This window comes from Bacillus sp. NP247 (assembly GCF_018966865.1).
Lineage (GTDB): Bacteria > Bacillota > Bacilli > Bacillales > Bacillaceae_G > Bacillus_A.
Genome location: NZ_CP076653.1, coordinates 3174088 through 3199586, shown reverse-complemented (window position 1 = coordinate 3199586; position 25499 = coordinate 3174088). Strand labels below are relative to the sequence as shown.

Sequence of the window (25499 nt, the reverse complement as noted above, 5' to 3'; positions counted from 1 at the left end):
ATATTCGCTTGAGACAAACATTATTATACTTGATTCACTTAGAAAGTCAACAAGTTTTTTATATTCTCTCAAAACTAGATAACGTTGCTTCATATTATATGGTTAAGTCCTCGATCTATTAGTATTCGTCAGCTCCACATGTCACCATGCTTCCACCTCGAACCTATCAACCTGATCATCTTTCAGGGATCTTACTAGCTTACGCTATGGGAAATCTCATCTTGAGGGGGGCTTCATGCTTAGATGCTTTCAGCACTTATCCCTTCCGCACATAGCTACCCAGCTATGCCCTTGGCAGAACAACTGGTACACCAGCGGTGCGTCCATCCCGGTCCTCTCGTACTAAGGACAGCTCCTCTCAAATTTCCTACGCCCACGACGGATAGGGACCGAACTGTCTCACGACGTTCTGAACCCAGCTCGCGTACCGCTTTAATGGGCGAACAGCCCAACCCTTGGGACCGACTACAGCCCCAGGATGCGATGAGCCGACATCGAGGTGCCAAACCTCCCCGTCGATGTGGACTCTTGGGGGAGATAAGCCTGTTATCCCCGGGGTAGCTTTTATCCGTTGAGCGATGGCCCTTCCATGCGGAACCACCGGATCACTAAGCCCGACTTTCGTCCCTGCTCGACTTGTAGGTCTCGCAGTCAAGCTCCCTTATGCCTTTGCACTCTACGAATGATTTCCAACCATTCTGAGGGAACCTTTGGGCGCCTCCGTTACACTTTAGGAGGCGACCGCCCCAGTCAAACTGCCCACCTGACACTGTCTCCCGGGTCGATAAGACCCGTAGGTTAGAATTTCAATACAGTCAGGGCGGTATCCCACCAGCGCCTCCACCGAAGCTAGCGCTCCGGTTTCAATGGCTCCCGCCTATCCTGTACAAACTGTACCAAAATTCAATATCAGGCTACAGTAAAGCTCCACGGGGTCTTTCCGTCCTGTCGCGGGTAACCTGCATCTTCACAGGTACTATAATTTCACCGAGTCTCTGGTTGAGACAGTGCCCAAATCGTTACACCTTTCGTGCGGGTCGGAACTTACCCGACAAGGAATTTCGCTACCTTAGGACCGTTATAGTTACGGCCGCCGTTTACTGGGGCTTCAGTTCAGAGCTTCGCTTACGCTAACCCCTCTCCTTAACCTTCCAGCACCGGGCAGGTGTCAGCCCCTATACTTCGCCTTACGGCTTCGCAGAGACCTGTGTTTTTGCTAAACAGTCGCTTGGGCCTATTCACTGCGGCTTTCCGTTAAGAAAGCACCCCTTCTCCCGAAGTTACGGGGTCATTTTGCCGAGTTCCTTAACCAGAGTTCTCTCGCACACCTTAGGATTCTCTCCTCGCCTACCTGTGTCGGTTTGCGGTACAGGCACCTTTTATCTCGCTAGAAGCTTTTCTTGGCAGCGGGGAATCAAAGACTTCGCTCCATAAGGAGCTTCCCCATCACAGCTCAGCCTTCACGATAAGCGGATTTGCCTACTTATCAGCCTAACTGCTTGGACGTGCACAACCAATCGCACGCTTCTTCTATCCTTCTGCGTCCCTCCATTGCTCAAACGATAAAGAGGTGGTACAGGAATATCAACCTGTTGTCCATCGCCTACGCCTGTCGGCCTCGGCTTAGGTCCTGACTAACCCTGAGCGGACGAGCCTTCCTCAGGAAACCTTAGGCATTCGGTGGACGGGATTCTCACCCGTCTTTCGCTACTCATACCGGCATTCTCACTTCTAAGCGCTCCACCAGTCCTTCCGGTCTGACTTCACTGCACTTAGAACGCTCCCCTACCACTGATACCATTGGTATCAATTCGCAGCTTCGGTGGTGTATTTAGCCCCGGTACATTTTCGGCGCAGAGTCACTCGACTAGTGAGCTATTACGCACTCTTTAAATGGTGGCTGCTTCTGAGCCAACATCCTAGTTGTCTAAGCAACTCCACATCCTTTTCCACTTAATACACACTTTGGGACCTTAGCTGGCGATCTGGGCTGTTTCCCTCTTGACTACGGATCTTATCACTCGCAGTCTGACTCCTAAGGATAAGTCATTGGCATTCGGAGTTTGACTGAATTCGGTAATCCGATGAGGACCCCTAGTTCAATCAGTGCTCTACCTCCAAGACTCTTACACTTAAGGCTAGCCCTAAAGCTATTTCGGGGAGAACCAGCTATCTCCAGGTTCGATTGGAATTTCTCCGCTACCCACACCTCATCCCCGCACTTTTCAACGTGCGTGGGTTCGGGCCTCCATTCAGTGTTACCTGAACTTCACCCTGGACATGGGTAGATCACCTGGTTTCGGGTCTACGACCACGTACTAAACGCCCTATTCAGACTCGCTTTCGCTGCGGCTCCGCCTCTTCAGCTTAACCTCGCACGGGATCGTAACTCGCCGGTTCATTCTACAAAAGGCACGCCATCACCCATTAACGGGCTCTGACTATTTGTAGGCACACGGTTTCAGGATCTCTTTCACTCCCCTTCCGGGGTGCTTTTCACCTTTCCCTCACGGTACTGGTTCACTATCGATCACTAGGGAGTATTTAGCCTTGGGAGATGGTCCTCCCAGATTCCGACGGAATTTCACGTGTTCCGCCGTACTCAGGATACATTCAAGAGAGAACGAAGTTTCGACTACGGGGTTGTTACCCTCTGTGACGGACCTTTCCAGGTCGCTTCGTCTACCTCGTTCCTTTGTAACTCCGTATAGAATGTCCTACAACCCCAAGAGGCAAGCCTCTTGGTTTGGGCTAGATTCCGTTTCGCTCGCCGCTACTCAGGAAATCGCATTTGCTTTCTCTTCCTCCAGGTACTTAGATGTTTCAGTTCCCTGGGTCTGTCTTCCATACCCTATGTATTCAGGTAAGGATACCATACCATTACGTATAGTGGGTTTCCCCATTCGGAAATCTTCGGATCAAAGCTTACTTACAGCTCCCCGAAGCATATCGGCGTTAGTCCCGTCCTTCATCGACTCCTAGTGTCAAGGCATCCACCGTGCGCCCTTTCTAACTTAACCAAACTAAAATTAAAAAAATATGAGCTACACTGTTATCTAGTTTTCAAAGAACATACATTTAAACTTGAGAGATAGTTCTCTCAAAACTGAACGAAACGAAACAAGTCAACGTTTATTGATGAACTGCGTTCATCAATTCTCCATAGAAAGGAGGTGATCCAGCCGCACCTTCCGATACGGCTACCTTGTTACGACTTCACCCCAATCATCTGTCCCACCTTAGGCGGCTGGCTCCATAAAGGTTACCCCACCGACTTCGGGTGTTACAAACTCTCGTGGTGTGACGGGCGGTGTGTACAAGGCCCGGGAACGTATTCACCGCGGCATGCTGATCCGCGATTACTAGCGATTCCAGCTTCATGTAGGCGAGTTGCAGCCTACAATCCGAACTGAGAACGGTTTTATGAGATTAGCTCCACCTCGCGGTCTTGCAGCTCTTTGTACCGTCCATTGTAGCACGTGTGTAGCCCAGGTCATAAGGGGCATGATGATTTGACGTCATCCCCACCTTCCTCCGGTTTGTCACCGGCAGTCACCTTAGAGTGCCCAACTTAATGATGGCAACTAAGATCAAGGGTTGCGCTCGTTGCGGGACTTAACCCAACATCTCACGACACGAGCTGACGACAACCATGCACCACCTGTCACTCTGCTCCCGAAGGAGAAGCTCTATCTCTAGAGTTTTCAGAGGATGTCAAGACCTGGTAAGGTTCTTCGCGTTGCTTCGAATTAAACCACATGCTCCACCGCTTGTGCGGGCCCCCGTCAATTCCTTTGAGTTTCAGCCTTGCGGCCGTACTCCCCAGGCGGAGTGCTTAATGCGTTAACTTCAGCACTAAAGGGCGGAAACCCTCTAACACTTAGCACTCATCGTTTACGGCGTGGACTACCAGGGTATCTAATCCTGTTTGCTCCCCACGCTTTCGCGCCTCAGTGTCAGTTACAGACCAGAAAGTCGCCTTCGCCACTGGTGTTCCTCCATATCTCTACGCATTTCACCGCTACACATGGAATTCCACTTTCCTCTTCTGCACTCAAGTCTCCCAGTTTCCAATGACCCTCCACGGTTGAGCCGTGGGCTTTCACATCAGACTTAAGAAACCACCTGCGCGCGCTTTACGCCCAATAATTCCGGATAACGCTTGCCACCTACGTATTACCGCGGCTGCTGGCACGTAGTTAGCCGTGGCTTTCTGGTTAGGTACCGTCAAGGTGCCAGCTTATTCAACTAGCACTTGTTCTTCCCTAACAACAGAGTTTTACGACCCGAAAGCCTTCATCACTCACGCGGCGTTGCTCCGTCAGACTTTCGTCCATTGCGGAAGATTCCCTACTGCTGCCTCCCGTAGGAGTCTGGGCCGTGTCTCAGTCCCAGTGTGGCCGATCACCCTCTCAGGTCGGCTACGCATCGTTGCCTTGGTGAGCCGTTACCTCACCAACTAGCTAATGCGACGCGGGTCCATCCATAAGTGACAGCCGAAGCCGCCTTTCAATTTCGAACCATGCAGTTCAAAATATTATCCGGTATTAGCCCCGGTTTCCCGGAGTTATCCCAGTCTTATGGGCAGGTTACCCACGTGTTACTCACCCGTCCGCCGCTAACTTCATAAGAGCAAGCTCTTAATCCATTCGCTCGACTTGCATGTATTAGGCACGCCGCCAGCGTTCATCCTGAGCCAGGATCAAACTCTCCAATAAAGTTAGTTTGTCTAGCATCTAAAAATAAAAATTGACGTTCACGTTGTTTGTTTCGTTCAGTTTTCAAAGAACTACTTCGCCGCTCAATTGCGACTTCCTTATGTTAACATCTTCGTTTTTCGATGTCAACTAAGTTTTTCAATTTCTTTTTTATCGTTTTCTGCGTTTCCGCATCAGCGACGTTTATTAATATATCACGCAGTATATATAGGGTCAATACTTTTTCTAAAAAAATTTCACATCCCGTTAAAAAGCTAAATTAACTATAGAAAAAAATTTACTACTCCTCTTTTATAGACACGCTTCTTCCACCTAATCTCTTTCTGTATTGCATCTTAAAAGAAAGTACTACTGTTCTTTAATAAGTGATAAATTTAATCATAGCCTTCGTTTTTGTAAAACATTCTAAATTGTGTGTTATATTATCCCTATAGGAGTGTGGTGGGAATGGGTATTAAATATTCGAACAAAATTAATAAAATCCGAACCTTTGCATTGAGTTTAGTATTTATCGGCCTCTTCATTGCATACTTAGGTGTCTTTTTTCGCGAAAACATCATTATTATGACAACCTTTATGATGGTTGGTTTTTTAGCTGTCATCGCTAGCACTGTTGTTTACTTTTGGATTGGTATGTTATCTACAAAAACGATACAAATTATTTGTCCAAGCTGCGATAAACCAACAAAAATGCTCGGTCGTGTCGACGCATGTATGCATTGCAATCAACCTTTAACACTTGATCAAAATCTAGAAGGAAAAGAATTTGATGAGAAATATAATAAGAAGAGCTATAAATCCTAAATAGTTATATATAATAAAGAAAGAGGTCGACGTATAGCCGTCAGCCTCTTTCTTTATTATATATTACGCCTTATGACACTCTGGACAAACGCCATAAATTTCTAAGCGATGACTATTAATAACGAAGCCTGTCGTTTTTGCAGCTTCCTCTTCAAGCTGTTCCAAGCCCCCATAAGGAAAATCAACAATCTTACCACATTTTTCGCAAATCACATGATAATGTTGACTTGTAACATAATCAAATCTACTTGAAGCGTCTCCATAAGTTAATTCCTTTACAAGTCCAACCTCTTTAAACACACGTAAGTTATTATAGACAGTTGCAACACTCATATTTGGAAACTTACCTTCTAATGCTTTATAAATGTCATCCGCTGTTGGGTGCGTCATAGATTCCACAAGGTACTCTAAAATAGCATGACGCTGCGGAGTAATGCGTACACCCGTATTTTTCAGCATTTCTAGCGCTTCTTTTAATTCTTCTTTGACCACCGTCATGCACCCCGATTCTATACGGATTATTATTTTATAATTCTTATAAGGAGTGTACTCCTTTTCTTATAAATCGTCAATATTTCTACTATAAGTATGTGGTTTATTTTTGTATATAGCCTTACTCTTATGTATCTTCCCCCATTACCTATACATTTACATAGAAAAAAGTGCGACATAATCGCACTTGGAATACTATCATCTGAGGAGGTATGCCCTACACTTTCACTTTATGTATCGCAAGAAAATATGTATAGACGCATGCCTTACATATGTATTTTTTCTCCTCATTAATGATTTATTTTATATAAGAAAGAACGTCCTCAATATGTCCTTTCACTTTCACTTTACGCCATTCTTTTACAAGTTCACCATCTTTATTGATAAGGAATGTAGAACGCTCGATTCCCATGTACTCTTTTCCAAAGTTCTTTTTCAACTTCCAAACATCGTACAATTCTGCTACTTTATGATCTTCATCTACTAAAAGTACAAATGGAAGTTCATGCTTCTCGATGAATTTCATATGTCTGTTCACCGAATCAGGGCTTACACCAAGGATGACCGTGTCCTTCTCTTGGAATAATCCATATGCATCACGAAAATCACATGCTTCAGTTGTACACCCTGGAGTCATATCTTTCGGGTAAAAATATAAAACTACATTTTCACCTCGGAAGTCAGCTAAGCGAATTTGTTCTCCGGTACTTCCCTCTAATGTGAATTCCGGTGCTATTTCTCCTACTGTGATCATTGTTATCACTCCTTTTCTTTTCTATTACTATTACTATTACTATAACAAATGCTACCTTATTTTTCATTGTCCATTACAGTCCTTACCACAAAGGCAAACGGTAATGTATATCCAATTAGCGCTTCTCCAATTGCAATCCATCTTCCGATTCCAATCGGAGCTATATCACCATATCCAACGGACAATAAAGTAACCGCGCTAAAATATAAACATATTTCGACGAGTTGAAAGGAGTGAGCACTTAGCTTATCCCCATCTTCTTTCAAAACTGCAAAACCCATTTCCTCTAGCACAACATAACTTAATCCAAACGCAATCAGTACCGTTGTATAAATTAAAAACAACGTAGCTAAATTGTACAGCGAAAAGAAACGATTGGAATTTGAATATGAACTCCATAATAATTGGACACTTCTCAAAATAGCGATTGCTGCAATTAATAGAATAAATCCCCATAACATGTCCTCCACCTCATTTTATATGTATGAGGACTACAGCTGATTTATCCCTTAGAAACGAACAAGCTTCTATAATTAATTCCCTGCACCACGATATCGTTTAACCCCTTGATTCCAGAGGGTAATTGCAATAGTAAAACAGATAACACCAACAATTGGCGTTGCGAAAGCATAGCTATTCCACTCTGTTTTTCTTAAAAAGTATGCTGCTGGATATACACCAACAAATGCAAACGGTAAAACGAACGTTAAAACAAAACGAATAACACGGTTATAAATATCAACAGGGTAGCGTCCATAATTCCCTATGTTATACATAAGCGGCATAATGGAACTTTTCGCATCCGACCAAAAGCCAAGACTTGCAAGCGTAACAAATATCCCGCCGTACACAAGTGCCCCTCCCCCTACCATAAATAGGAATAAGAAGAAATCATACCAGTAAAAAGATAATTGCAGCTCCATTGCTGCATAACCCATCACAATAATCCCCGTAATAGCTCCAATTAAAGATTCAAGTTCCATTCTTTCTAATATAATTTGAAATAAACTATGAATCGGTCTCGTTAATATACGGTCCATTTCTCCTTTAATAATGTAACGATCATTAAAGTCCCATATATTAAAGAAAGCTGAAAAAATGGCAAACGGTACTAAAAAGAAACCATAAATAAAGATTACTTCTTCTCGGCTCCACCCTTTTAGTGCTTGGGTATGCCCAAACACTACGAGAATGAAGATTAAATTAACAGCTTGTAGTGATAAATCTGAAAGTAATCCGACGATAAAATCGCCACGATACTCCAATTTTGTTTTTATATATTGACTTGCATATTGCAAAAATAATTTTATATATATCATCTCGTCATCCCCCTTGTACGATTAGACGTTTTCTCGCCGTTTTCCACATCAGTACAATTGGAATAATAAGTATAATTGCCCAAATTACTTGAAATAATAAAGCTTCATATAACTTACTTCCTTGTATACCTTCAGAGAAAATCATACTCGGAATATAACTAATTGCTTGAAACGGTAAAAACACCATTGCTTTTTGGGCCCATAACGGATAAAAACTAATCGGTAATAATAAACCAGAAAATAAATCGATAACAACACGTTTCGCATACATAATTCCACTATTATTAAATAAGAAGAATGTAAGCATTCCTGTCATTAAATTTATTTGTGTATTAATGATAAAACTAAATATTAAAGATAAGAAGAAATATAGCCATGTTTGAAAATTCGTTGTAATTTGTAATGAAAATAATAACGTAACAATAACCATACCCGGAATTGAAAAGAAAGCAAAACGAAATATCCCTTCTCCAAGCCCTTGCATAACTTTCATACCTAAATAGTTGTACGGACGAATTAACTCTACCGCCACACGTCCTTCTTGAATTTCCATCGCAATTTCTCTATCTATATTATTGAAATAAAAAGCGCGTGCCATCCATGCAATCGCAATATACGTAGTCATTTGTGAAATAGATAAACTTTCAATATTCTCTTTCCCACTATAAATTGCTTGCCATAAAAAATAATACGCACCAATGTTAATCGTATAAATTAAAATCCCGCTGTAATAATTTGTACGATAAGCAAGCATCATTAAAAAGCGAATCCGAATCATTTCAATATACTTACCCATGCATAATACCTTCTTCATAAATGTTACGAATAATTTCCTCTGTAGACACTTCGTTAATTTTCAAATCTTTAATTTGAAAGGCTTGTACTACTTTAGAAATCAACATAGAAATGATAACTTCTTCATTCGGTATTTTTGCAACCCATGCGTTCTCTTCTTTCGCCCTTGACCAAGCAACATGACTATCTGGCATAACCATTGATAACTCCTGGTATGAAACTGGAGCAACAAACTGAAAATGTATTTCCTTTTCTGCTCCCCACTGTGTGCGAAGGTTATTTAAAGATCCGTCATACATAATATTTCCTTCATCAAGCATGATAACGCGCTCACATAAAGCTTCAATATCAGTAATATCATGCGTCGTTAATAAAATTGTTGTTTTATAACGTTCATTCATCTCTTTTAAGAATTCTCGTATTTTCAATTTCACAAGAACATCTAGTCCAATTGTTGGCTCATCTAAAAATAATAACGGCGGATTATGAATTAATGCCGCTGCTAATTCACAACGCATTCTTTGACCAAGAGATAATTTTCGTACCGGTTTATCTAATAAAGGACCGATATCTAACGTTTCAATAACATGTTCCATATGTTCCTTATACTGAGCGTCTGATACACCGTACACTTTCTTCAATAAACGAAATGACTCTTGTACAGCAATATCCCACCAAAGCTGTGAACGCTGCCCAAACACAACACCGATTGTTCTTACAAATTCTTCTCTCTGTTTGTGTGGATTCATTCCGTTCACTGTAATTTGTCCTGATGTCGGAGTCAAAATCCCTGTAAGCATTTTAATCGTCGTTGATTTACCAGCACCATTCTCACCAATATAACCAACCATTTCACCTTGCTTTACAGTAAAAGAAACATCATTTACTGCTGGTACTATTTTATAATTACGATTTAATAAATCGCGAAATGCACCCTTTAAGCCCGGACGACTTGAATAGGCTGTAAACTCTTTACGTAACCCTTGTACCTCAATTACCGATTTCATAATCGGACCCCCTTCCTAAATGTCACAACGAATAGTTTACCCAACTGCTCCTTCTATCACAAACAATACGTCTTTTCAAAAAACATGTTAGAATAATACATAGATTTTTGTAAGGAGATGAATTGTAGTGAATTTCACGAAATCAGAAGCGTTACATAAAGAAGCTTTAGAACATATCGTTGGTGGTGTTAATAGTCCTTCTCGCTCTTTTAAAGCAGTTGGAGGCGGTTCCCCTGTTGCAATGGAACGCGGGAAAGGTGCTTATTTCTGGGATGTAGACGGAAATAAATATATCGACTATTTAGCAGCGTATGGCCCTATTATTACTGGACATGCTCACCCACACGTAACAGAAGCAATTAAAACAGCGGCTGAAAACGGCGTACTATATGGTACTCCAACAGCATTAGAAGTAAAGTTCGCAAAAATGTTAAAAGAAGCAATGCCCGCTTTAGATAAAGTTCGCTTCGTAAACTCTGGTACAGAATCCGTTATGACAACCATTCGTGTCGCTCGTGCTTACACTGGCCGCACAAAAATTATGAAATTCGCTGGTTGTTACCACGGTCATTCCGATTTAGTACTTGTAGCAGCTGGCTCTGGTCCTTCTACTCTTGGAATTCCTGATTCAGCTGGTGTGCCACAAAGTATCGCTCAAGAAGTTATTACTGTTCCATTTAATAATGTAGAAACTTTAAAAGAAGCGTTAGATAAATGGGGACATGAAGTAGCAGCTATCCTTGTAGAGCCAATCGTTGGAAACTTCGGTATCGTTGAGCCAAAACCTGGCTTCCTTGAAAAAGTTAATGAACTTGTTCACGAAGCTGGTGCACTAGTAATTTATGATGAAGTTATTACTGCTTTCCGCTTTATGTACGGTGGTGCTCAAGACTTACTTGGCGTGACACCAGACTTAACAGCACTTGGTAAAGTTATCGGCGGCGGACTTCCAATTGGTGCTTACGGTGGTAAGAAAGAAATTATGGAACAAGTTGCACCGCTCGGCCCTGCATACCAAGCAGGTACAATGGCAGGAAACCCTGCTTCTATGGCATCAGGTATCGCTTGCTTAGAAGTACTTCAACAAAAAGGCGTATACGAGAAATTAGATGAACTTGGCGCAATGCTTGAAAAAGGAATTTTAGAACAAGCTACAAAACATAACATCGATATTACAGTAAACCGCCTAAAGGGTGCATTAACTGTATACTTCACGACAAATACAATTGAAGATTACGATGCAGCCAAAAATACAGATGGTGAAATGTTCGGTAGATTCTTCAAGCTTATGCTTCAAGAAGGTATTAATTTAGCACCATCTAAATATGAAGCATGGTTCTTAACGACAGAACATACAAAAGAAGATATCGAATATACAATTGAAGCTGTTGGAAGAGCATTTGCTGCTTTAGCAGACAATAAATAATACTGTCATTACAAGGAAAAAAGAAAGCTCACCTTTCTTTTTTCCTTTTTTCTATTTCATAAATCTCGTATTAATAGTATAATTATTCATAATTATCTGTTTTATATTCTTTTAGATCGTTATTATCTCTGTGTACAAGGTGATTTACACCTTAAATAGTAAGATTATTCAATCTTTTAAAAGAGGGGGGATTGACGGATGCTCAATAAAAAAAATAAATGGACACCGTCTTTATTTCGGAATTATAAAAATGCAGAACATGATGCGTGTGGAATCGTTTCCGTTATGGAAAAACGAAGAATTCCTACCAAAGAAAACATCGACCTTTGTATACAATCACTAGTCAAAATGAATCATAGAGCTGGTTTTATTAATGGCGAAGGGGATGGTATCGGAATTCATATCGACATGCCAAAAGCACTTTGGAATGAAAAACTGAAAAGTAGCGGATATAATCCAACGATTGTGGATCATCCCCACTTTATCGTTGGACATTTTTTTCTAAACAAAAAAGAAAACATCGCTGAGTTAAAAGATTACATTCGTATGCAACTAAACAATGAAAAATTTACAATTGTTCTCGAAAATGATGATGTAATAAACTCAGATGCACTCGGTCCTCTTGGTAAACAAGAAGAACCTTTATTTTGGCAAATTGCCCTTATCGCCGAAAGTAAAGTTAAAAATATTGAACAAACATTATTTTCTGTAACAATAAAAATCGAAGAAAATGAAGCAATTCATGTTGCCTCATTAAGTCATGAACATGTTGTATATAAAGTTCTCGGTGCTGGCGATACACTCGTTGCTTATTACAATGATTTACAACACCCACTTATCGCTTCAACTATGACACTAGGACATAATCGCTATTCTACTAATACATTATCTAATTTTTTTCGTGTACAACCATTTAGCATTCTCGGACATAATGGCGAAATTAACACGATTGCAAAATTACGCGATCAAGCTGAAATGATTCAAGTACCACTTACTGCCGGGGGGAGTGATTCCCAAGATTTAAATCGCACCTTAGAAACCCTTCTCGTTCAGTATAACTACAGTTTATTTGAAGCAATGGATATATTATTTCCACCAATTATTAATGAAATAAAACTTTACGAAACAAACTTACAAAACTTATACACTTATATACGTGAGGCTTGGGGGCATTTCGCACAAGGTCCAGCTGGTATTATTTCACGTTATAAAGATGAAGCTGTTTTCAGTGTCGATTCTCTTGGATTACGCCCAGTTTGGAAAGTAGAGACAGAGAGCTCCCATATTTTCTCTTCTGAACCTGGAGTTGTATCACCAACTGAATATGTAGCAGAGCCGAAACCACTCGCTCCTGGAGAAAAAGTTGGATTAAAATGGAATGAGCAAGATGAGCTCGTTCTCTATGAATACGACAATTATCAAATTGAAGTATATAACCGGTTTAAGAAACGAATCGATGTTAGCAATTATCATTTAAACTTATCTATCCCTGAAACGAAAGAAACTGAGGGATTATGTGATTCTGTTCAAGTTGAAACAAAGCAATACGTTGCTTTCGGCTGGGATCGAGAACATATTCAGCTCCTTGAACAGATGGCAACAAAAGGCGTCGAACCAATTCGGTCACTTGGGCACGACTCACCACTTGCGGCACTTGATACAGATAGACGAAATATTGCTGATTTCATTAAGGAAAGTGTGGCCGTTGTTACAAATCCAGCAATCGATCGTGATCGAGAAGTTGAACACTTCTCCACACGTACTGTACTCGGAGAGCGTCCAGGTTTATTAGATAACTCTAAACAACCATTTATAATCGAGATGCTTTCACCCATTATTTTAGAAGGAAATTCAGCTCAATCTATCGCGGCAGACTTAAACACGATTACGTACGAACAACTTATACAGCTATTCATTACTCATAGCTCTGGTTCTACAATTTCAGTTACATTTAGTCCATCAGAAACTTTACAAAGCGCATTAAATCGAATTAGTTCCGAAGCGATAGTAGCGGTTAAAAATGGGGCTTCCCTACTATTATTAGATGACGCTAAATCTCATCAAAATGGACTATTATGGATTGATCCACATTTAGTTACTGCTAAAGTACATCAAGCATTAACTGAAAATAAATTACGCCGGAAATGCTCTCTCGTTATACGTTCCGGTGCCCTTCGCTCCTTACATGATATCGTCACGCTATACGGATTAGGGGCAGATGGTATTAATCCATATTTATTGTTCGCAACGGTAAATGATGGAACAAAAGCACCAATTGCTAATTTGTATACTGCACTTAATAAAGGACTAGAGAAAGTAATTTCAACGATTGGAATTCATGAATTACGCGGTTACGGTCGCCTCTTCTCCTCTATCGGATTACATGAGGAAATCGCAAATATATTACAAATTACAAACTTCTGCGGTTCAAATAATTTAGCTTTTTCACTTGAATCACTTGCTGAAGATGCAAAAACCCGAGCTGATGATTATAACAATCCAAAAGTTAGAATGAGAAAATCATTTCATATATTCCCGCGGATTTGGAAAGCAATTGGTGATGTTGCAAAAGGAAACTCTTATGATGATTACCGCGAAAAGTTAAGTGAATTAGAAGAAAACACTCCCATCGCAATTCGGCACCTTGTTCAAACAAAACAAGCACAGCATGTAGTTCCGGCTGAAGAAGTGTCCATCGGCATTCACAATCATGATTTACCATTTATTATTAGTTCTATGTCATTTGGTTCTCAAAATGAAATTGCCTTTCGCGCATATGCAGAAGCTGCCGATCAGCTAAATATGATTAGTTTGAACGGTGAAGGCGGCGAAATTAAAGATATGATTGGTAAGTACCCACATACACGCGGACAACAAGTTGCATCTGGTCGATTTGGAGTAAACGCTGAACTACTAAATTCATCAAATTTAATTGAAATTAAAATCGGTCAAGGAGCAAAGCCTGGTGAAGGTGGACATTTGCCTGGTTCAAAAGTGACTGCCAAAATTGCGGAAGCACGTAATGCTACAATTGGTTCGGATTTAATTTCACCTTCTAACAACCATGATATTTATTCAATTGAAGACTTGGCTCAAATGATTACAGAAATTAAAACGGCTAATCATCTTGCAAAAGTAGCTGTAAAAGTTCCTGTCGTTCCTAATATCGGAACAATTGCTGTCGGTATCGCAAAAGCTGGCGCTGACTTTATTAACATTAGCGGATTTGACGGCGGAACAGGGGCTGCACGTATTCATGCATTACAACATGTAGGTCTTCCAGTAGAAATCGGTGTTAAAGCTGCTCACAACGCTCTACTAGAAGCAGGTATGAGACATAAAGTAGAAATTTGGGCAGATGGCGGTATTCGAAGTGTAAATGACGCCTTAAAAATCATGCTCCTCGGAGCAAACCGAATCGGATTTGGCACATTATCAATGATTGCAATTGGCTGTACAACTTGCCGTGGTTGTCATCTCGATACGTGCCACGTCGGAATTGCAACACAAATTGAATCTGAAGCTCAAGCGAAAGAACATGGATTACGCCGCTTCGTCCCGCGCGAATTAGAAAGCGCAGTTACAGGGCTATTAAGCCTATTCACTACTTTCGGTACAGAATTGAAACGTTTAACAGGGCAGCTCGGTTACACAAACTTACAAGATATTATCGGACGATCGGATTTATTAGAACAAACTCGAGGAAAGGACTTATTAGACTTACGTAATTTACTACAAACGATAGAAGATTCATCTCTGAAAATAACGGCATCTGTACAAGAAAAACTATTTGAAACAACAAATTCTCTCCAATCAAAAGAATTAGTAAGCATCGGCGTAGAGCAACGCGTAATGGGCGGTCTAGAATCCTGTTATCGTATTCGTAGCAAATTATATGAAAACACTCATCTTGAACCACTTACATTAAAGTATACAAACGGATCTGTTCCCGGAAACGGATTAGGCGCGTACAATAGCGAGAACTTATTTATACACGTAAATGGCGGCGCGCAAGACGGAATTGGAAAAACTTCATTTGGCGGTGGCATTTATATAACGAAAGCAAAAGGAAAAGATGGAACATATTATAACGGTTCTGTCGGAAAAGGATTTGGATACGGCGCTCAAAAAGGTGCATTATACGTGCAAGGTAACGCTGATGCTCGTGCTGGCATTCGCCTTTCTGGAGCAGATATGATAATTGGAGGCAGAATTACAAAACCACTCCGCGAAAAAGAACAAGGAAATATCGGAGTATATTCTAATATAAAAGGATTTGCTTTTGAATATATGACAAATGGTCGCGCTCTTGTTTTAGGAGATCCTGGACCATGGATTTGTGCCGGCATGACTGGTGGTGTTGTTTATTTACGTCATGAGCCAAAATTAGGTTTAACAGAACACGCTTTAAAAAGAAGAATTGCTAAAGGTGCAAATGTAACATTGCAGCCAATTAGTAAAAATGGTTTGCAAGATGTGAATGAATTATTATTAGACTACATTCGTGTATTAAATGAGCATGAACAATATGAAGAAGTCGCTCTATTAACACCATTATTAGATGATATTCAGCTCCACTTTTTTGAGGTCATCCCGAAAAAAGAACAGGCGGACCCATCTATTTCAACTGAATGACATACCCCGTATTTATTTTCATAAAAAAATTGACGAAGTGAGCATCGCATAGTAATCTATAATAACAATTTGAAACCTGCTGAAATTCAGCAGGTTTTTTTATTAAGAATAGATGTTTAAAGAGAATTTGGAGAAATTATAAATGGATTGTAATTTATTTATTAAACTTTTTAACGTCACTAAAATATCACTTGCTAACATATTGTAATGAATGTATGGTATCATGTTGTACATTCATTATGACAAGAGAAAGGATATCAATAAGGGTATGAAACTTGGTGCTCGCATTTTAAAAACGGGTATTGCCATTACATTAGCTTTATTTGCTTGTATTTTACTTCAATTACCGAGTCCAGTATTTGCGGGAATCTCAGCTATCTTTGCTGTTCAACCGTCTGTATACCGCTCGTATTTAACTGCTCTTGAGCAAATTCAAGCAAACGTAATTGGTGCGGTATTCGCTATCGTATTTGCTACTGCTTTTGGACATAATCCTTTTATTATTGGATTAACGTGTATATTAGTAATTGCTCTTACTTTACAGTTACGCTTAGAAAAAACAATATCAATCGCTTTAGTAACGGTTATCGCCATTATGGAGTATCAAGGCGAAGATTTCTTTAATTTTGCCTTACTTCGATTCGCGACGATTATGATTGGAATTATTGCGGCTTCACTTGTAAATTTAGTATTTATGCCGCCAAAATATGAAACAAAACTTTACCATCGCATCGTTGATAATACAGAGGAAATTGTTAAATGGATTCGTATGAACAGTAGGCAAGCTTCTGATTTTACAACGCTAAAAACCGATATTGATCGCATGAAAGAAAAAATGATTAAACTAAATCATTACTATTTGCTTTATAAAGAAGAAAGAAGCTATACGAAAAAAATACAATTCGCGAAAATTCGTAAGCTCGTTTTATTCAGACAAATGTTAGCGACAACAAGCCGTGCTTTAAGCACGTTAAAGTCATTACATCGCACTGAAAATGAACTGCGCTATATGCCAGAAGAGTTTCAGGAATCTATTCAAAACGAACTTGATTCATTAACGCATTATCACGAACAAGTGTTATTAAAATTTATTGGTAAAGCAAAGAAACAACAATCCGTTGAGATGCTTGATGAAGTTGAAACAGGTAAACAAGAATTGATTGATATCTTTATGGATTATCAAAATAAGGACGATGAGGAAGCATATAAAATATGGTTACACCTCTTCCCTCTTATTTCTTCAATTATTAACTACAGTGAGGAAGTAGAGCATTTAGATTTACTTGTGGATAGCTTCTACACATACCATAAACCAGAGAGTGAACTCAAAATCGAAGATAAAAAAGAAGACGAATAAAAAACAGCTCCTTTTACGCTAAAGGAGCTGTTTCTGTTATATGCTGAAGTTGATATAGATTGTAATAAAATCCCCTCTTTTTCATTAACTCTTCATGAGAACCCTTTTCTTTTATTTCACCATCTTCAACATAAATAATTGTATCGACATGCGTAATCGTCGCTAATCGATGTGCAATAATAATTGTTGTCCGATCTGCAGCTAACGTTTGCAGTGCCTCTTGAATATATCGTTCATTCTCTAAATCTAGAGCTGAAGTTGCTTCATCTAATATAAGTAAGGATGGATTCTTTAGAAAAACTCGTGCGATTGCTACACGCTGTCTTTGTCCACCAGATAATTTCACACCACGTTCCCCAACGATAGTATCATAGCCGTCTGGCAACTCTGTAATAAAATCATGAATTTGTGCAGCTTTGGCAGCTGAAATAACTTCCGCCTCTGTAGCTTTCGGATTGCCATATAAAATATTAGCCCCGATTGTATCGCTAAATAATAAATTATCTTGTAGCACAATTCCAATATTACTACGCAAATTTCTCATATCATACTTTCTTACATCTATCCCGTCTATATAAACTGCGCCTTCAGAAACATCATAGAAGCGCGGAATTAAACTAGCAAGAGATGACTTTCCTCCTCCACTTGCCCCTACAAGCGCAACCTTCTCTCCCGGGTGCATAGTTAATGACAGATTATGCAATATTTCTTTTTCATCCGCATTATAGCGAAAAGAAACATTATCAAATATAACTTCCCCATCTAACCTTTTCGTTTGCACCGCATTTGGCACATTAACAATATCGTATTTTTCATCCAACAATTCAAACACTCGATCCATCGAGGCGAAAGACTGTGTTAATGTTGTAGATGAATTAACAAGGCGACGAAGCGGACTATATAAACTATCCATATATCCAACAAAAGCAACCATAGTACCCAGTGTTAACGACCCTTGAATTACCTCATACGCCGCAAAACCAATAACAAGTAATGGCCCTAAATCCGTTAACGTATTCACTGCCGAAAACGTTCTCGCCGTCCAATTCGTATGAGTTAGTGCTTTCGTTAAAAATTCATTATTTCTCTTTTCAAACTGTCCTCTTTCATACTCTTCTAATGCAAAACTACGTGTCACTTGCATTCCTTGAATACGTTCATGTAAATACCCTTGCATAGTTGCTAACGCTTGTGAGCGCTCTTTCGTCAATTTTCGAAGGCGCCCGAAAAAATATTTCACTGCAACTACATAAATAGGTAAGATTAATAAAGCAACAAAGGTTAATTTTATATTCATAGAAAACATAACGATAATAGCAATAACAATTGTTGCAGTATCTAACCAGACATTCATAAGACCAGTAATTACAAAGTCCTTCGTTTGTTCTACATCATGGATTACACGTGAAATAAGCTCCCCTGTTTTTGTGTTCGAATAATAACGTAAGCTCAATTTTTGCAAGTGCCCAAAAATGTATTTTCGTAAATCGTATAGTATTGTATTGGCAATGCGCTGCGCGAAATATTGACGATAATATTCTATCGGCGGTCTTACTACTGCAAAAATAAAAAAAGCAATCCCAATTGCAGTTATTAATTGAGACGTTTTTTCTTGAAGCGATCCCGTGCCTTGAATAACATCATCAATAATATACTTTAATAACCATGGCATAATAAGCGGGATACCAAACTTCACAAGACCAATAATAATTGTAATAGCAATAAGCCATCGATATGGTTTAACAAATTGTAAATATCTTTTTATACCTTGCACATAATCCCCCCTCTAATAGGACAAACCTGCCGGGAAATCCCCTGCAGGTTTGTTTTAATTTCTGTACATTAAATATCTTTCGTACCACATATCTACGAAATCCGGTGCGAATGGACCTTTTCTTTGATGAATCCACTGTGTTAGATGTGCTACATTTCGTTTTAAAATTGTATCAATAACAGGTGGATACTGCATGATTTGGCTATGCTTCTCATACTCATCTTCATCTAAAAGTGTATATGTCATATCCGGATACACTTTAATATCTAAATCGTAATCGATATACTTTAATGCCTCAGAGTCATATGCAAAAGGAGAACTTAAATTACAATAATAATATACTCCTTCTTCCCTTAGCATTCCAATCACATTAAACCAATAGTTGGCATGAAAGTAACAAATCGCAGGTTCGCGAGTAATCCATGTTCGGCCATCTGATTCCGTAACTACTGTACGATCATTCGCTCCGATCACAAGGCTCTGCGTCCCTTTTAAAATCGTTGTCTCTTCCCACATTCTATGAATGGAGCCATTATGTTTATAACTATGTATTTGTACCTTTTCTCCTTCTTTGGGAAATCCCATATATGCTCCCTTCTTTCAACTGCAAATGCCATTCTTAAGTTGTCTTAACTACCCCTTGAATTGCATTCACTTTTTTTCTATTATAACTTTTTTGTCAAAATTTTAAAACTAAAGCGATAGGACACTTGTTTTCATGAGGAATATAATGAAGTTTGTATTATTGAATACCACATCACCAACCCTTTAATAAAGGAAAATCCTCTATGAATTAGCAATACGTATTTTAGAAGATTAAACGAAGATATAACAAAAAGAAAAGTCCCCCTCATCTCTGTTTAAGAAAGGACTTTCCCCTAAAATCAACAACATATCTCACCTTAATTTGAAATTATTTTTTCGGTTTCAAAAGATTGAATCACATTATTCGTTTGCTGTTCAAATTTTTCATGCAAAAGTTTTAATGCTATTTCTGTTCTGTATATTTCTTGACGGATAAAATGCAATTCTTTTTTATCGCACGTATCCCTTCCACTCATTTCAATTTGCTGATACTTCTCTAAATGTGATTGTAACTTTAAAAGCTCATCCATCGTTTCCAACTGCTCTCCTACCAACTTATCAAAATCGTTCATCACTTACCCCCTTTTTGATTCATTCGCCAGTTATAATTCCTATTACATATTTCTAATCGTGAACTTCTTTCTCCTTTGACTACATTTGTTGACTTATTAGAAGTTATGTCGTTCCCTTTATTTTCATTACAGTGACACGCACACAAAGAAAACACTTCTCTCGAACGGAGAAGTGTTTTTCCTTCATTACTGATTTGAGCTAGAAGATTGTGATTGTTTTGCAGCTGATTGTGCATTTTGTTTTTTCACTGCATGCACATCTGTTTCAGTTGCAAACTCTGTACCATAACTAGCATTTGCACTTTGAGCAGCAGAAGCTTGTGCTTTCTGTGCCTCTGATTGTGCGTTCGCTTGTTTTACTGCTTGTACATTCGTTTCAGTTGCAAACTCTGTACCATAGCTAGCATTTGTACTTTGAATGCTAGCACCAGAAGTTGCCTTATTATAACCTTGTTGTTTTTTACTCATCTTTCTCACCTCCACAACCAATAATGTAACCAATTTCCTTAGAAGTTATCCTTAATTTTCTTTTAAAAAATTCACGCATATATCTCTTATCACTCATTCAAACTACATATGATGGAGGTGGGAATATGTATACTGGACGTGATATGACTGAGCTGACTATGATTTCCAAAAATGAATGGAACAAGGATGAATTAGCTCATTTTCATCATTCATTTCAGCAAATTATGCCTTATCTAAATGTAGAGGGACAAACGATTTATAAAGAAATTGTGAAAGAAATCGAGTCACGTGGCGGATTATAAACGCGTGGATTTTCAACTTTAAAATACAAATTTATTTTCAATATAAAAAACGTGTTCCAAGGTTCTGGAACACGTTTTTTCATTTATCCCGCTATTCGCCAGGCAGTAAGACCCCCACCTCAAAATGCAGCGAAAGCAAAGAAGTTAGGTGGGGGACGTGCTGCCCGTAAAAGCCCGATTGGTGAAGGCTAATAATCAGTGGGGGATGAAGAAAACCCCACTGATTAAAGTTTCACTTTATTGCATTGTAATTTTCTCAACACACTTTTCATAAATTGTACGATGTGATTTCGAGAAAGGTAACTGTTCAAACGCTTCTTTCGACACAAACTTTAGTGTATCCGTTTCGACAATATTACCTGTTACTTTTCCGTAAAATATAAATATATCCCAAGTACGATGTGTAAAAGTATGTTGTACATTCATCGCGTATTCATCAATTGAAACAGAGAGATCAAAGCTCTCCTTCATATAATCCGTAAGCTGTTGTTTCTGATTACGAATACCTTCACCTAGTTCAATATTCGGGAACTCCCACATATTAGCCAGTAATCCCGTACTTGGGCGTTTATTAATTACGTAACGGCCATCTTCAGTTTGAAGTACTCCTGCAACGAGTGGTACCATTGTAGGTGCTTTCGCTTTACTCTTCACTGGCAGTTCTTTTTGAACACCTTCAGCATACGCTCTGCAATGTTCACGTACAGGACAAAGTAAACAAGATGGATTTTTCGGTATACAAATTAATGCCCCTAATTCCATCAAACCTTGGTTAAAATAAGATGGATTTTCTATCGAAATAATTTCACGCACAATCTCTTCAAAAACTTTTCTCGTCTTCGGTTTTGCAATATCATCCCACACTGATAAAATACGAGATAATACGCGCATAACATTTCCATCTACCGCTGGCTCTGGTATGCCATATGCAATGCTTAAAATGGCACCTTTTGTATATGGTCCCACTCCTTTTAATTTTTCAATTTCCTTTATATCGCTCGGCACTGTCCCGCCGTATACTTCTTTTACCTCTTTTACTGCAGCATGTAAATTTCGTGCTCTAGAATAATAACCTAAGCCTTCCCATGCTTTTAATACTTCTTCATCATCGGCAGTTGCTAGCGCTTCAAGCGTAGGAAACTTCCCCATAAAATTTGCGTAATATGGTTTTACAGCCTCTACCCTTGTTTGCTGTAACATAATTTCTGAAACCCAAACACGGTATGGATCTTTATTTTTTCGCCACGGTAAATCACGTTGTTCTTTTTCAAACCAACCAATTAAATCATTTTGAAACTGTTCTATGTTAAACTCATTTAATATTTCAAGTGTCAAACTTGATCCCCCTCATTTTTTTGCATATACGTACTATTATAAAGATTTTAGGAAAAAATTTAAGTAAGATGACATAGGAAATAGAAGGCAAAGGACTTGAGGTATCGAATAAAAAGAGTTACATTAATAAAAAACGGAGGTGGATTTCTATGGACACAGCCACTCACCTTGTTATGGGCGTTACTCTAGGCAGTTTGGCAACTTTAGATCCAGCTATAGCACAAAGTGATATTGGGCCACAAGCGGTGATGCTTGCAACAATTGCCGGTTCCAATATTCCTGACATCGATACAGTTTTAAAATTGCGTAATAACGCTAAATATATAAGAAATCATCGCGGGATTACTCATTCCATTCCTGCAGTAATTCTTTGGTCACTCCTTATAAGTGGCATCTCTTTCGCCTTCTTTTCAGACGCTCCCTATCTGCATCTACTACTTTGGTCATTTATTGCCGTCTTTCTTCATGTCTTTGTGGATATTTTCAATGCCTATGGTACACAGGCATTAAGGCCCTTCACAAAAAAATGGGTAGCGCTCGGCATAATTAATACGTTTGATACTGTCATTTTCTTTATCCATATACTCGCTATCGCCTGTATGCTTGTCGGAGCACATAAAGGCTATACTGCTTTAGCAGCGTATATATTAATGTTTGTTTACTACATCGGTCGCATTATGATGCATCGAAATATCAAAAGTGTAGTATACAAACGTTTCAAAAATGTAGAGAAAGTAATTATTTCTCCTTCTTACAAATTTTACCATTATCATTTAGCCGTCGTTACAACTGAACATTACTACGTCGCAAGATGGCACCGCGGTAACATCCTTGTATACGATAAATTTAATCGCGTACCGTTCCCGAATACTGCCATTATGCAAGCTGCTGTGCGAGATGAAAATATATCTGCTTTCTTATCTTTCTCACCTGTATATCGCTGGGATATTTTCGATTATGATAACTATTATGAAGTTCGATTTATTGATTTGCGGTATCGAAGTAAAGATTATTATCCATTCGTCGCAATCGTTCAGCTCGATCAAAATTTAAATATTATTAGCTCCTATACAGGATGGATTTTCAGCGAAGAAAAACTTCGAAAGAAACTGGAATTGCTTCCACATTAAAAAAAGCGACCTAAGTCGCTTTTTTTAATGTTTCAAATGATCTTCTTGATTGATTAAATGGCTATACTTCGGATTATTTGTACGCATTTCATGAAGGCGACTTCCATGATTATTAATCCATGTTCGTACCACTTGTTCAGTCATTTCCTCACCTTGGTAACGACCTGATTTAGCATAAGTTGTTCGGAAGTCTTCCCACAGTAATTCAACCCATGCACGAGCTTGTGCGTAAGAAAGGTTGTCATTCTTATCTAATAATTCTTTCGTTAATGTTTCATAAATATCATTCATGTTCTATTCTCCTTTTACCTATTTATTCCCTTAATTTCTAAAGGATAGTTTCTTCTATTTTGCACATTCTATAAGTGATACTTCTTAAAGAGGTATCGACTGATAATGAGGGGGCGTTCTTAATGGGTAGACAAGCCGAATTTTGGTCTGAGTCAAAAAACAACAGCAAAATCGAAGGTCAACCGAAAGCGAAATCACGCTTCGCTTCGAAAAGACCTAACGGCACAATTAACACGCACCCACAAGAACGTATGCGTGCTGCAAATCAGCAGGAAGAGTAGTACAGTAACAAACTAAATTAACTTCCTACACGAGGTGATAAAGATGAGCTACCGTGACCATTTAGATCGTCGTTCTGAATTATTTAACCATACGTGGACTCGTCCAAAACATGCGAAAGCGCAAGTTAATGGACAGACGCAACAAACCCAGTCTCTCATTATACTGGCAAACGAATGTAAAAAACGCCAATTTTAGAATCTCCTATCTCCTTTAACGCCTACCAAAGATGAAAACCAGAGAGATATTCACTCTCTGGTTTTCATTTTTCCTGCAACAAGGAAATTGGTATTCCAATCTCTTCATTATCATTTTGCTTATATCCCCAAGCAAATACCCCATTGAAATACGTAATTTTAAATACCACACCAGGTTCTTCTACTAATTCATATGTCTCACCAATATGGAATTTATTTATATCTATCATATAAGCACGAGCCATAGCCATTTTTCTCATTAATACATCGAATTCATTTACAATTCCAAGTTGCTCAGCCTTTACTGCTTGCTCCTTCAAAACCCCAATTTCTTCCCTTAGCTCATGTGGCGTCATTTCACTGTAGCGTTTTGGCATACCCATCTTATTTCCTCATCCCTCTTCACGTTTCATTTGTAAAAATATATCTATCTCATCAATAGAGAATCCTTTTCGATATAACGCTTGCTTCACCTTATTTTCGAATGTCCAACCATCATACTTCTTATATTTTTCATAATATTTATTCCCATGATAGTGTAACGCTTCTTGTTGCTGTTCGTCATCTTTTTCGTCTTTCAATTCTTCCAAACAAATTTGAATCACATCTCTAGAATATCCTTTACGAACAAGCATTTCATCTAACTTTAGCTTCATTTGTAAAAATGAATGCTTTTGATAAGATTTTTTCTTCTTTTCTATAAGAACCAAAGCATTTTCAATTTGCTTCTCCTTTGGATACTCTTGTAAACTATGTGTAATGATTAGATCCTGAACACCTTTACTTAATAGCCCTCTCCTAATAACAGTTGGACCTTTTTGATTCACATTACTTTGCGTTCGCACGTATGAAATAGCGTACTCTTTATCATTAATATATCGATCATGTAATAATTTCGAAACGACTTCAGAGATGATGGCCTGTCCCACTTCTTTTTTTCGTAAGAAATCTTCTATTTCTTGTTTTGTTCTCATTTGATAGGATAAATAGGAAATCGCTTGTAAATATGCTTTTTGTACCTCTTCATTGTACAAAATATTCCCTAACGCTACTTCATCAATTTCTAAGCCTTTTTGTAACCCATGTTTCATTAAGATTGATTGATTCACACTAAACCCGTACTCTTCACCTTGACCTTTATCAATATAAATATTAAATCGTTCTTTCGATCGTTTTTGCACTTCTATTTTTGTAATGACAGTCATACTCTCACCTCTCTATTATTTTAACATAGTCAAGGAACGTTTTTTCTTTTCAAG

The 25499-nt window shown here is 38.9% G+C and carries 22 protein-coding genes and 2 rRNA genes; 8 read left to right on the top strand and 16 right to left on the bottom strand.

The annotated features are described in order from the left end of the window. Positions 1 to 98 precede the first annotated feature (98 nt). Both KPL75_RS16740 and KPL75_RS16735 read right to left on the bottom strand, forming a co-directional pair. Positions 99 to 3020: ribosomal RNA gene (locus tag KPL75_RS16740) — 23S ribosomal RNA — on the bottom strand. Positions 3021 to 3166: 146 nt separating this feature from the next. Beyond that, positions 3167 to 4718, bottom strand: a 16S ribosomal RNA gene (locus KPL75_RS16735). The 16S and 23S rRNA genes sit together here, the layout of an rRNA operon. A gap of 447 nt (positions 4719 to 5165) precedes the next feature. Here KPL75_RS16735 and KPL75_RS16730 point away from each other — a divergent pair. After that, positions 5166 to 5522 (top strand): YgzB family protein, encoded by a 357-nt coding sequence (locus KPL75_RS16730; RefSeq protein WP_219917048.1) that lies wholly within the window; start codon positions 5166 to 5168, stop codon positions 5520 to 5522. A 63-nt stretch (positions 5523 to 5585) separates the two neighbouring features. On the opposite strand, the gene perR is transcribed toward KPL75_RS16730, so the two are convergent. The 6 genes from perR to KPL75_RS16700 form a co-directional block, all read right to left on the bottom strand. Further along, complete coding sequence (perR, locus tag KPL75_RS16725) at positions 5586 to 6014, bottom strand: peroxide-responsive transcriptional repressor PerR (RefSeq protein WP_000237831.1); 429 nt, start codon at positions 6012 to 6014, stop codon at positions 5586 to 5588. Between the two features lie 298 nt (positions 6015 to 6312). Beyond that, positions 6313 to 6768, bottom strand: coding sequence for a thioredoxin-dependent thiol peroxidase (gene bcp, locus KPL75_RS16720; RefSeq protein WP_098778070.1), 456 nt, complete (start codon positions 6766 to 6768; stop codon positions 6313 to 6315). Positions 6769 to 6824: 56 nt separating this feature from the next. Continuing rightward, positions 6825 to 7229: a potassium channel family protein gene (locus KPL75_RS16715; RefSeq protein ID WP_219917046.1), complete on the bottom strand. Its 405-nt coding sequence runs from the start codon at positions 7227 to 7229 to the stop codon at positions 6825 to 6827. Positions 7230 to 7301: 72 nt separating this feature from the next. Then, a complete protein-coding gene (locus tag KPL75_RS16710; RefSeq protein WP_002115968.1) occupies positions 7302 to 8087 on the bottom strand; it encodes an ABC transporter permease in 786 nt (261 codons plus the stop codon). Between the two features lie 4 nt (positions 8088 to 8091). Beyond that, on the bottom strand, positions 8092 to 8883 hold the full coding sequence (locus tag KPL75_RS16705; protein WP_000521522.1) for an ABC transporter permease: 792 nt from the start codon (positions 8881 to 8883) through the stop codon (positions 8092 to 8094). Continuing rightward, positions 8876 to 9889: an ABC transporter ATP-binding protein gene (locus tag KPL75_RS16700; protein WP_219917045.1), complete on the bottom strand. Its 1014-nt coding sequence runs from the start codon at positions 9887 to 9889 to the stop codon at positions 8876 to 8878. The genes KPL75_RS16705 and KPL75_RS16700 overlap by 8 nt, the downstream gene beginning before the upstream one ends. 127 nt (positions 9890 to 10016) lie before the next feature. On the opposite strand from KPL75_RS16700, the gene hemL reads away from it, so the two are divergent. The 3 genes from hemL (at position 10017) to KPL75_RS16685 (ending at position 17307) form a co-directional block, all read left to right on the top strand. Beyond that, positions 10017 to 11315, top strand: a complete 1299-nt coding sequence (gene hemL / locus KPL75_RS16695; RefSeq protein WP_219917044.1) for a glutamate-1-semialdehyde-2,1-aminomutase — start codon at positions 10017 to 10019, stop codon at positions 11313 to 11315. Positions 11316 to 11513: 198 nt separating this feature from the next. Then, a complete protein-coding gene (locus tag KPL75_RS16690; protein WP_219917043.1) occupies positions 11514 to 15950 on the top strand; it encodes a glutamate synthase-related protein in 4437 nt (1478 codons plus the stop codon). Positions 15951 to 16218: 268 nt separating this feature from the next. Next, a complete protein-coding gene (locus KPL75_RS16685) occupies positions 16219 to 17307 on the top strand; it encodes an aromatic acid exporter family protein (protein ID WP_219917042.1) in 1089 nt (362 codons plus the stop codon). 13 nt (positions 17308 to 17320) lie between these two features. Here KPL75_RS16685 and KPL75_RS16680 read toward each other — a convergent pair whose 3' ends face one another. From KPL75_RS16680 to KPL75_RS16665, 4 genes are all read right to left on the bottom strand, one after another. Continuing rightward, the gene (locus tag KPL75_RS16680) at positions 17321 to 19081 is read right to left on the bottom strand and encodes an ABC transporter ATP-binding protein (RefSeq protein WP_219917041.1); all 1761 of its coding nucleotides are present in this window, start codon (positions 19079 to 19081) and stop codon (positions 17321 to 17323) included. 54 nt (positions 19082 to 19135) lie between these two features. Then, positions 19136 to 19666 (bottom strand): nucleoside tri-diphosphate phosphatase, encoded by a 531-nt coding sequence (locus KPL75_RS16675; RefSeq protein WP_000506627.1) that lies wholly within the window; start codon positions 19664 to 19666, stop codon positions 19136 to 19138. Positions 19667 to 19983: 317 nt separating this feature from the next. After that, the gene (locus KPL75_RS16670) at positions 19984 to 20238 is read right to left on the bottom strand and encodes a YgaB family protein (protein ID WP_002010338.1); all 255 of its coding nucleotides are present in this window, start codon (positions 20236 to 20238) and stop codon (positions 19984 to 19986) included. A 186-nt stretch (positions 20239 to 20424) separates the two neighbouring features. Then, complete coding sequence (locus KPL75_RS16665) at positions 20425 to 20706, bottom strand: gamma-type small acid-soluble spore protein (protein WP_000039043.1); 282 nt, start codon at positions 20704 to 20706, stop codon at positions 20425 to 20427. Between the two features lie 125 nt (positions 20707 to 20831). Between KPL75_RS16665 and KPL75_RS16660 the strand changes: the two genes are divergently transcribed. Further along, a complete protein-coding gene (locus KPL75_RS16660) occupies positions 20832 to 21008 on the top strand; it encodes a hypothetical protein (protein ID WP_002094743.1) in 177 nt (58 codons plus the stop codon). Positions 21009 to 21245: 237 nt separating this feature from the next. On the opposite strand, the gene mutY is transcribed toward KPL75_RS16660, so the two are convergent. Continuing rightward, entirely contained in the window at positions 21246 to 22343 is a 1098-nt protein-coding gene (gene mutY / locus KPL75_RS16655; RefSeq protein WP_219917040.1) for an A/G-specific adenine glycosylase, read from the bottom strand. Between the two features lie 149 nt (positions 22344 to 22492). Between mutY and KPL75_RS16650 the strand changes: the two genes are divergently transcribed. Then, complete coding sequence (locus tag KPL75_RS16650) at positions 22493 to 23473, top strand: metal-dependent hydrolase (protein ID WP_002125060.1); 981 nt, start codon at positions 22493 to 22495, stop codon at positions 23471 to 23473. 24 nt (positions 23474 to 23497) lie between these two features. Here the strand turns inward: KPL75_RS16650 and KPL75_RS16645 are convergent, their stop codons facing one another. Next, positions 23498 to 23764, bottom strand: coding sequence for a YfhJ family protein (locus tag KPL75_RS16645; protein ID WP_002113846.1), 267 nt, complete (start codon positions 23762 to 23764; stop codon positions 23498 to 23500). A gap of 122 nt (positions 23765 to 23886) precedes the next feature. On the opposite strand from KPL75_RS16645, the gene KPL75_RS16640 reads away from it, so the two are divergent. Both KPL75_RS16640 and KPL75_RS16635 read left to right on the top strand, forming a co-directional pair. Next, positions 23887 to 24045 (top strand): small, acid-soluble spore protein K, encoded by a 159-nt coding sequence (locus KPL75_RS16640; RefSeq protein ID WP_002113845.1) that lies wholly within the window; start codon positions 23887 to 23889, stop codon positions 24043 to 24045. A 43-nt stretch (positions 24046 to 24088) separates the two neighbouring features. Continuing rightward, the gene (locus tag KPL75_RS16635) at positions 24089 to 24241 is read left to right on the top strand and encodes a YpzG family protein (RefSeq protein ID WP_002010325.1); all 153 of its coding nucleotides are present in this window, start codon (positions 24089 to 24091) and stop codon (positions 24239 to 24241) included. Between the two features lie 64 nt (positions 24242 to 24305). Here the strand turns inward: KPL75_RS16635 and KPL75_RS16630 are convergent, their stop codons facing one another. Further along, on the bottom strand, positions 24306 to 24623 hold the full coding sequence (locus KPL75_RS16630; protein ID WP_002113842.1) for a YfhH family protein: 318 nt from the start codon (positions 24621 to 24623) through the stop codon (positions 24306 to 24308). Between the two features lie 9 nt (positions 24624 to 24632). Then, entirely contained in the window at positions 24633 to 25445 is an 813-nt protein-coding gene (gene recX, locus KPL75_RS16625) for a recombination regulator RecX (protein WP_219917039.1), read from the bottom strand. Between the last annotated feature and the right edge of the window lie 54 nt (positions 25446 to 25499).

What these genes read in the sequence shown, in the direction of transcription:
- KPL75_RS16730 (WP_219917048.1), top strand. Translation starts at nt 5,166, where the DNA reads ATGGGTATTAAATATTCGAACAAAATTAATAAAATCCGAACCTTTGCA.
- bcp (WP_098778070.1), bottom strand. Translation starts at nt 6,768, where the DNA reads ATGATCACAGTAGGAGAAATAGCACCGGAATTCACATTAGAGGGAAGT.
- KPL75_RS16715 (WP_219917046.1), bottom strand. Translation starts at nt 7,229, where the DNA reads ATGTTATGGGGATTTATTCTATTAATTGCAGCAATCGCTATTTTGAGA.
- KPL75_RS16710 (WP_002115968.1), bottom strand. Translation starts at nt 8,087, where the DNA reads ATGATATATATAAAATTATTTTTGCAATATGCAAGTCAATATATAAAA.
- KPL75_RS16705 (WP_000521522.1), bottom strand. Translation starts at nt 8,883, where the DNA reads ATGGGTAAGTATATTGAAATGATTCGGATTCGCTTTTTAATGATGCTT.
- KPL75_RS16700 (WP_219917045.1), bottom strand. Translation starts at nt 9,889, where the DNA reads ATGAAATCGGTAATTGAGGTACAAGGGTTACGTAAAGAGTTTACAGCC.
- KPL75_RS16690 (WP_219917043.1), top strand. Translation starts at nt 11,514, where the DNA reads ATGCTCAATAAAAAAAATAAATGGACACCGTCTTTATTTCGGAATTAT.
- KPL75_RS16685 (WP_219917042.1), top strand. Translation starts at nt 16,219, where the DNA reads ATGAAACTTGGTGCTCGCATTTTAAAAACGGGTATTGCCATTACATTA.
- KPL75_RS16675 (WP_000506627.1), bottom strand. Translation starts at nt 19,666, where the DNA reads ATGGGATTTCCCAAAGAAGGAGAAAAGGTACAAATACATAGTTATAAA.
- KPL75_RS16670 (WP_002010338.1), bottom strand. Translation starts at nt 20,238, where the DNA reads ATGAACGATTTTGATAAGTTGGTAGGAGAGCAGTTGGAAACGATGGAT.
- KPL75_RS16665 (WP_000039043.1), bottom strand. Translation starts at nt 20,706, where the DNA reads ATGAGTAAAAAACAACAAGGTTATAATAAGGCAACTTCTGGTGCTAGC.
- KPL75_RS16660 (WP_002094743.1), top strand. Translation starts at nt 20,832, where the DNA reads ATGTATACTGGACGTGATATGACTGAGCTGACTATGATTTCCAAAAAT.
- KPL75_RS16650 (WP_002125060.1), top strand. Translation starts at nt 22,493, where the DNA reads ATGGACACAGCCACTCACCTTGTTATGGGCGTTACTCTAGGCAGTTTG.
- KPL75_RS16645 (WP_002113846.1), bottom strand. Translation starts at nt 23,764, where the DNA reads ATGAATGATATTTATGAAACATTAACGAAAGAATTATTAGATAAGAAT.
- KPL75_RS16640 (WP_002113845.1), top strand. Translation starts at nt 23,887, where the DNA reads ATGGGTAGACAAGCCGAATTTTGGTCTGAGTCAAAAAACAACAGCAAA.
- KPL75_RS16635 (WP_002010325.1), top strand. Translation starts at nt 24,089, where the DNA reads ATGAGCTACCGTGACCATTTAGATCGTCGTTCTGAATTATTTAACCAT.
- KPL75_RS16630 (WP_002113842.1), bottom strand. Translation starts at nt 24,623, where the DNA reads ATGGGTATGCCAAAACGCTACAGTGAAATGACGCCACATGAGCTAAGG.
- recX (WP_219917039.1), bottom strand. Translation starts at nt 25,445, where the DNA reads ATGACTGTCATTACAAAAATAGAAGTGCAAAAACGATCGAAAGAACGA.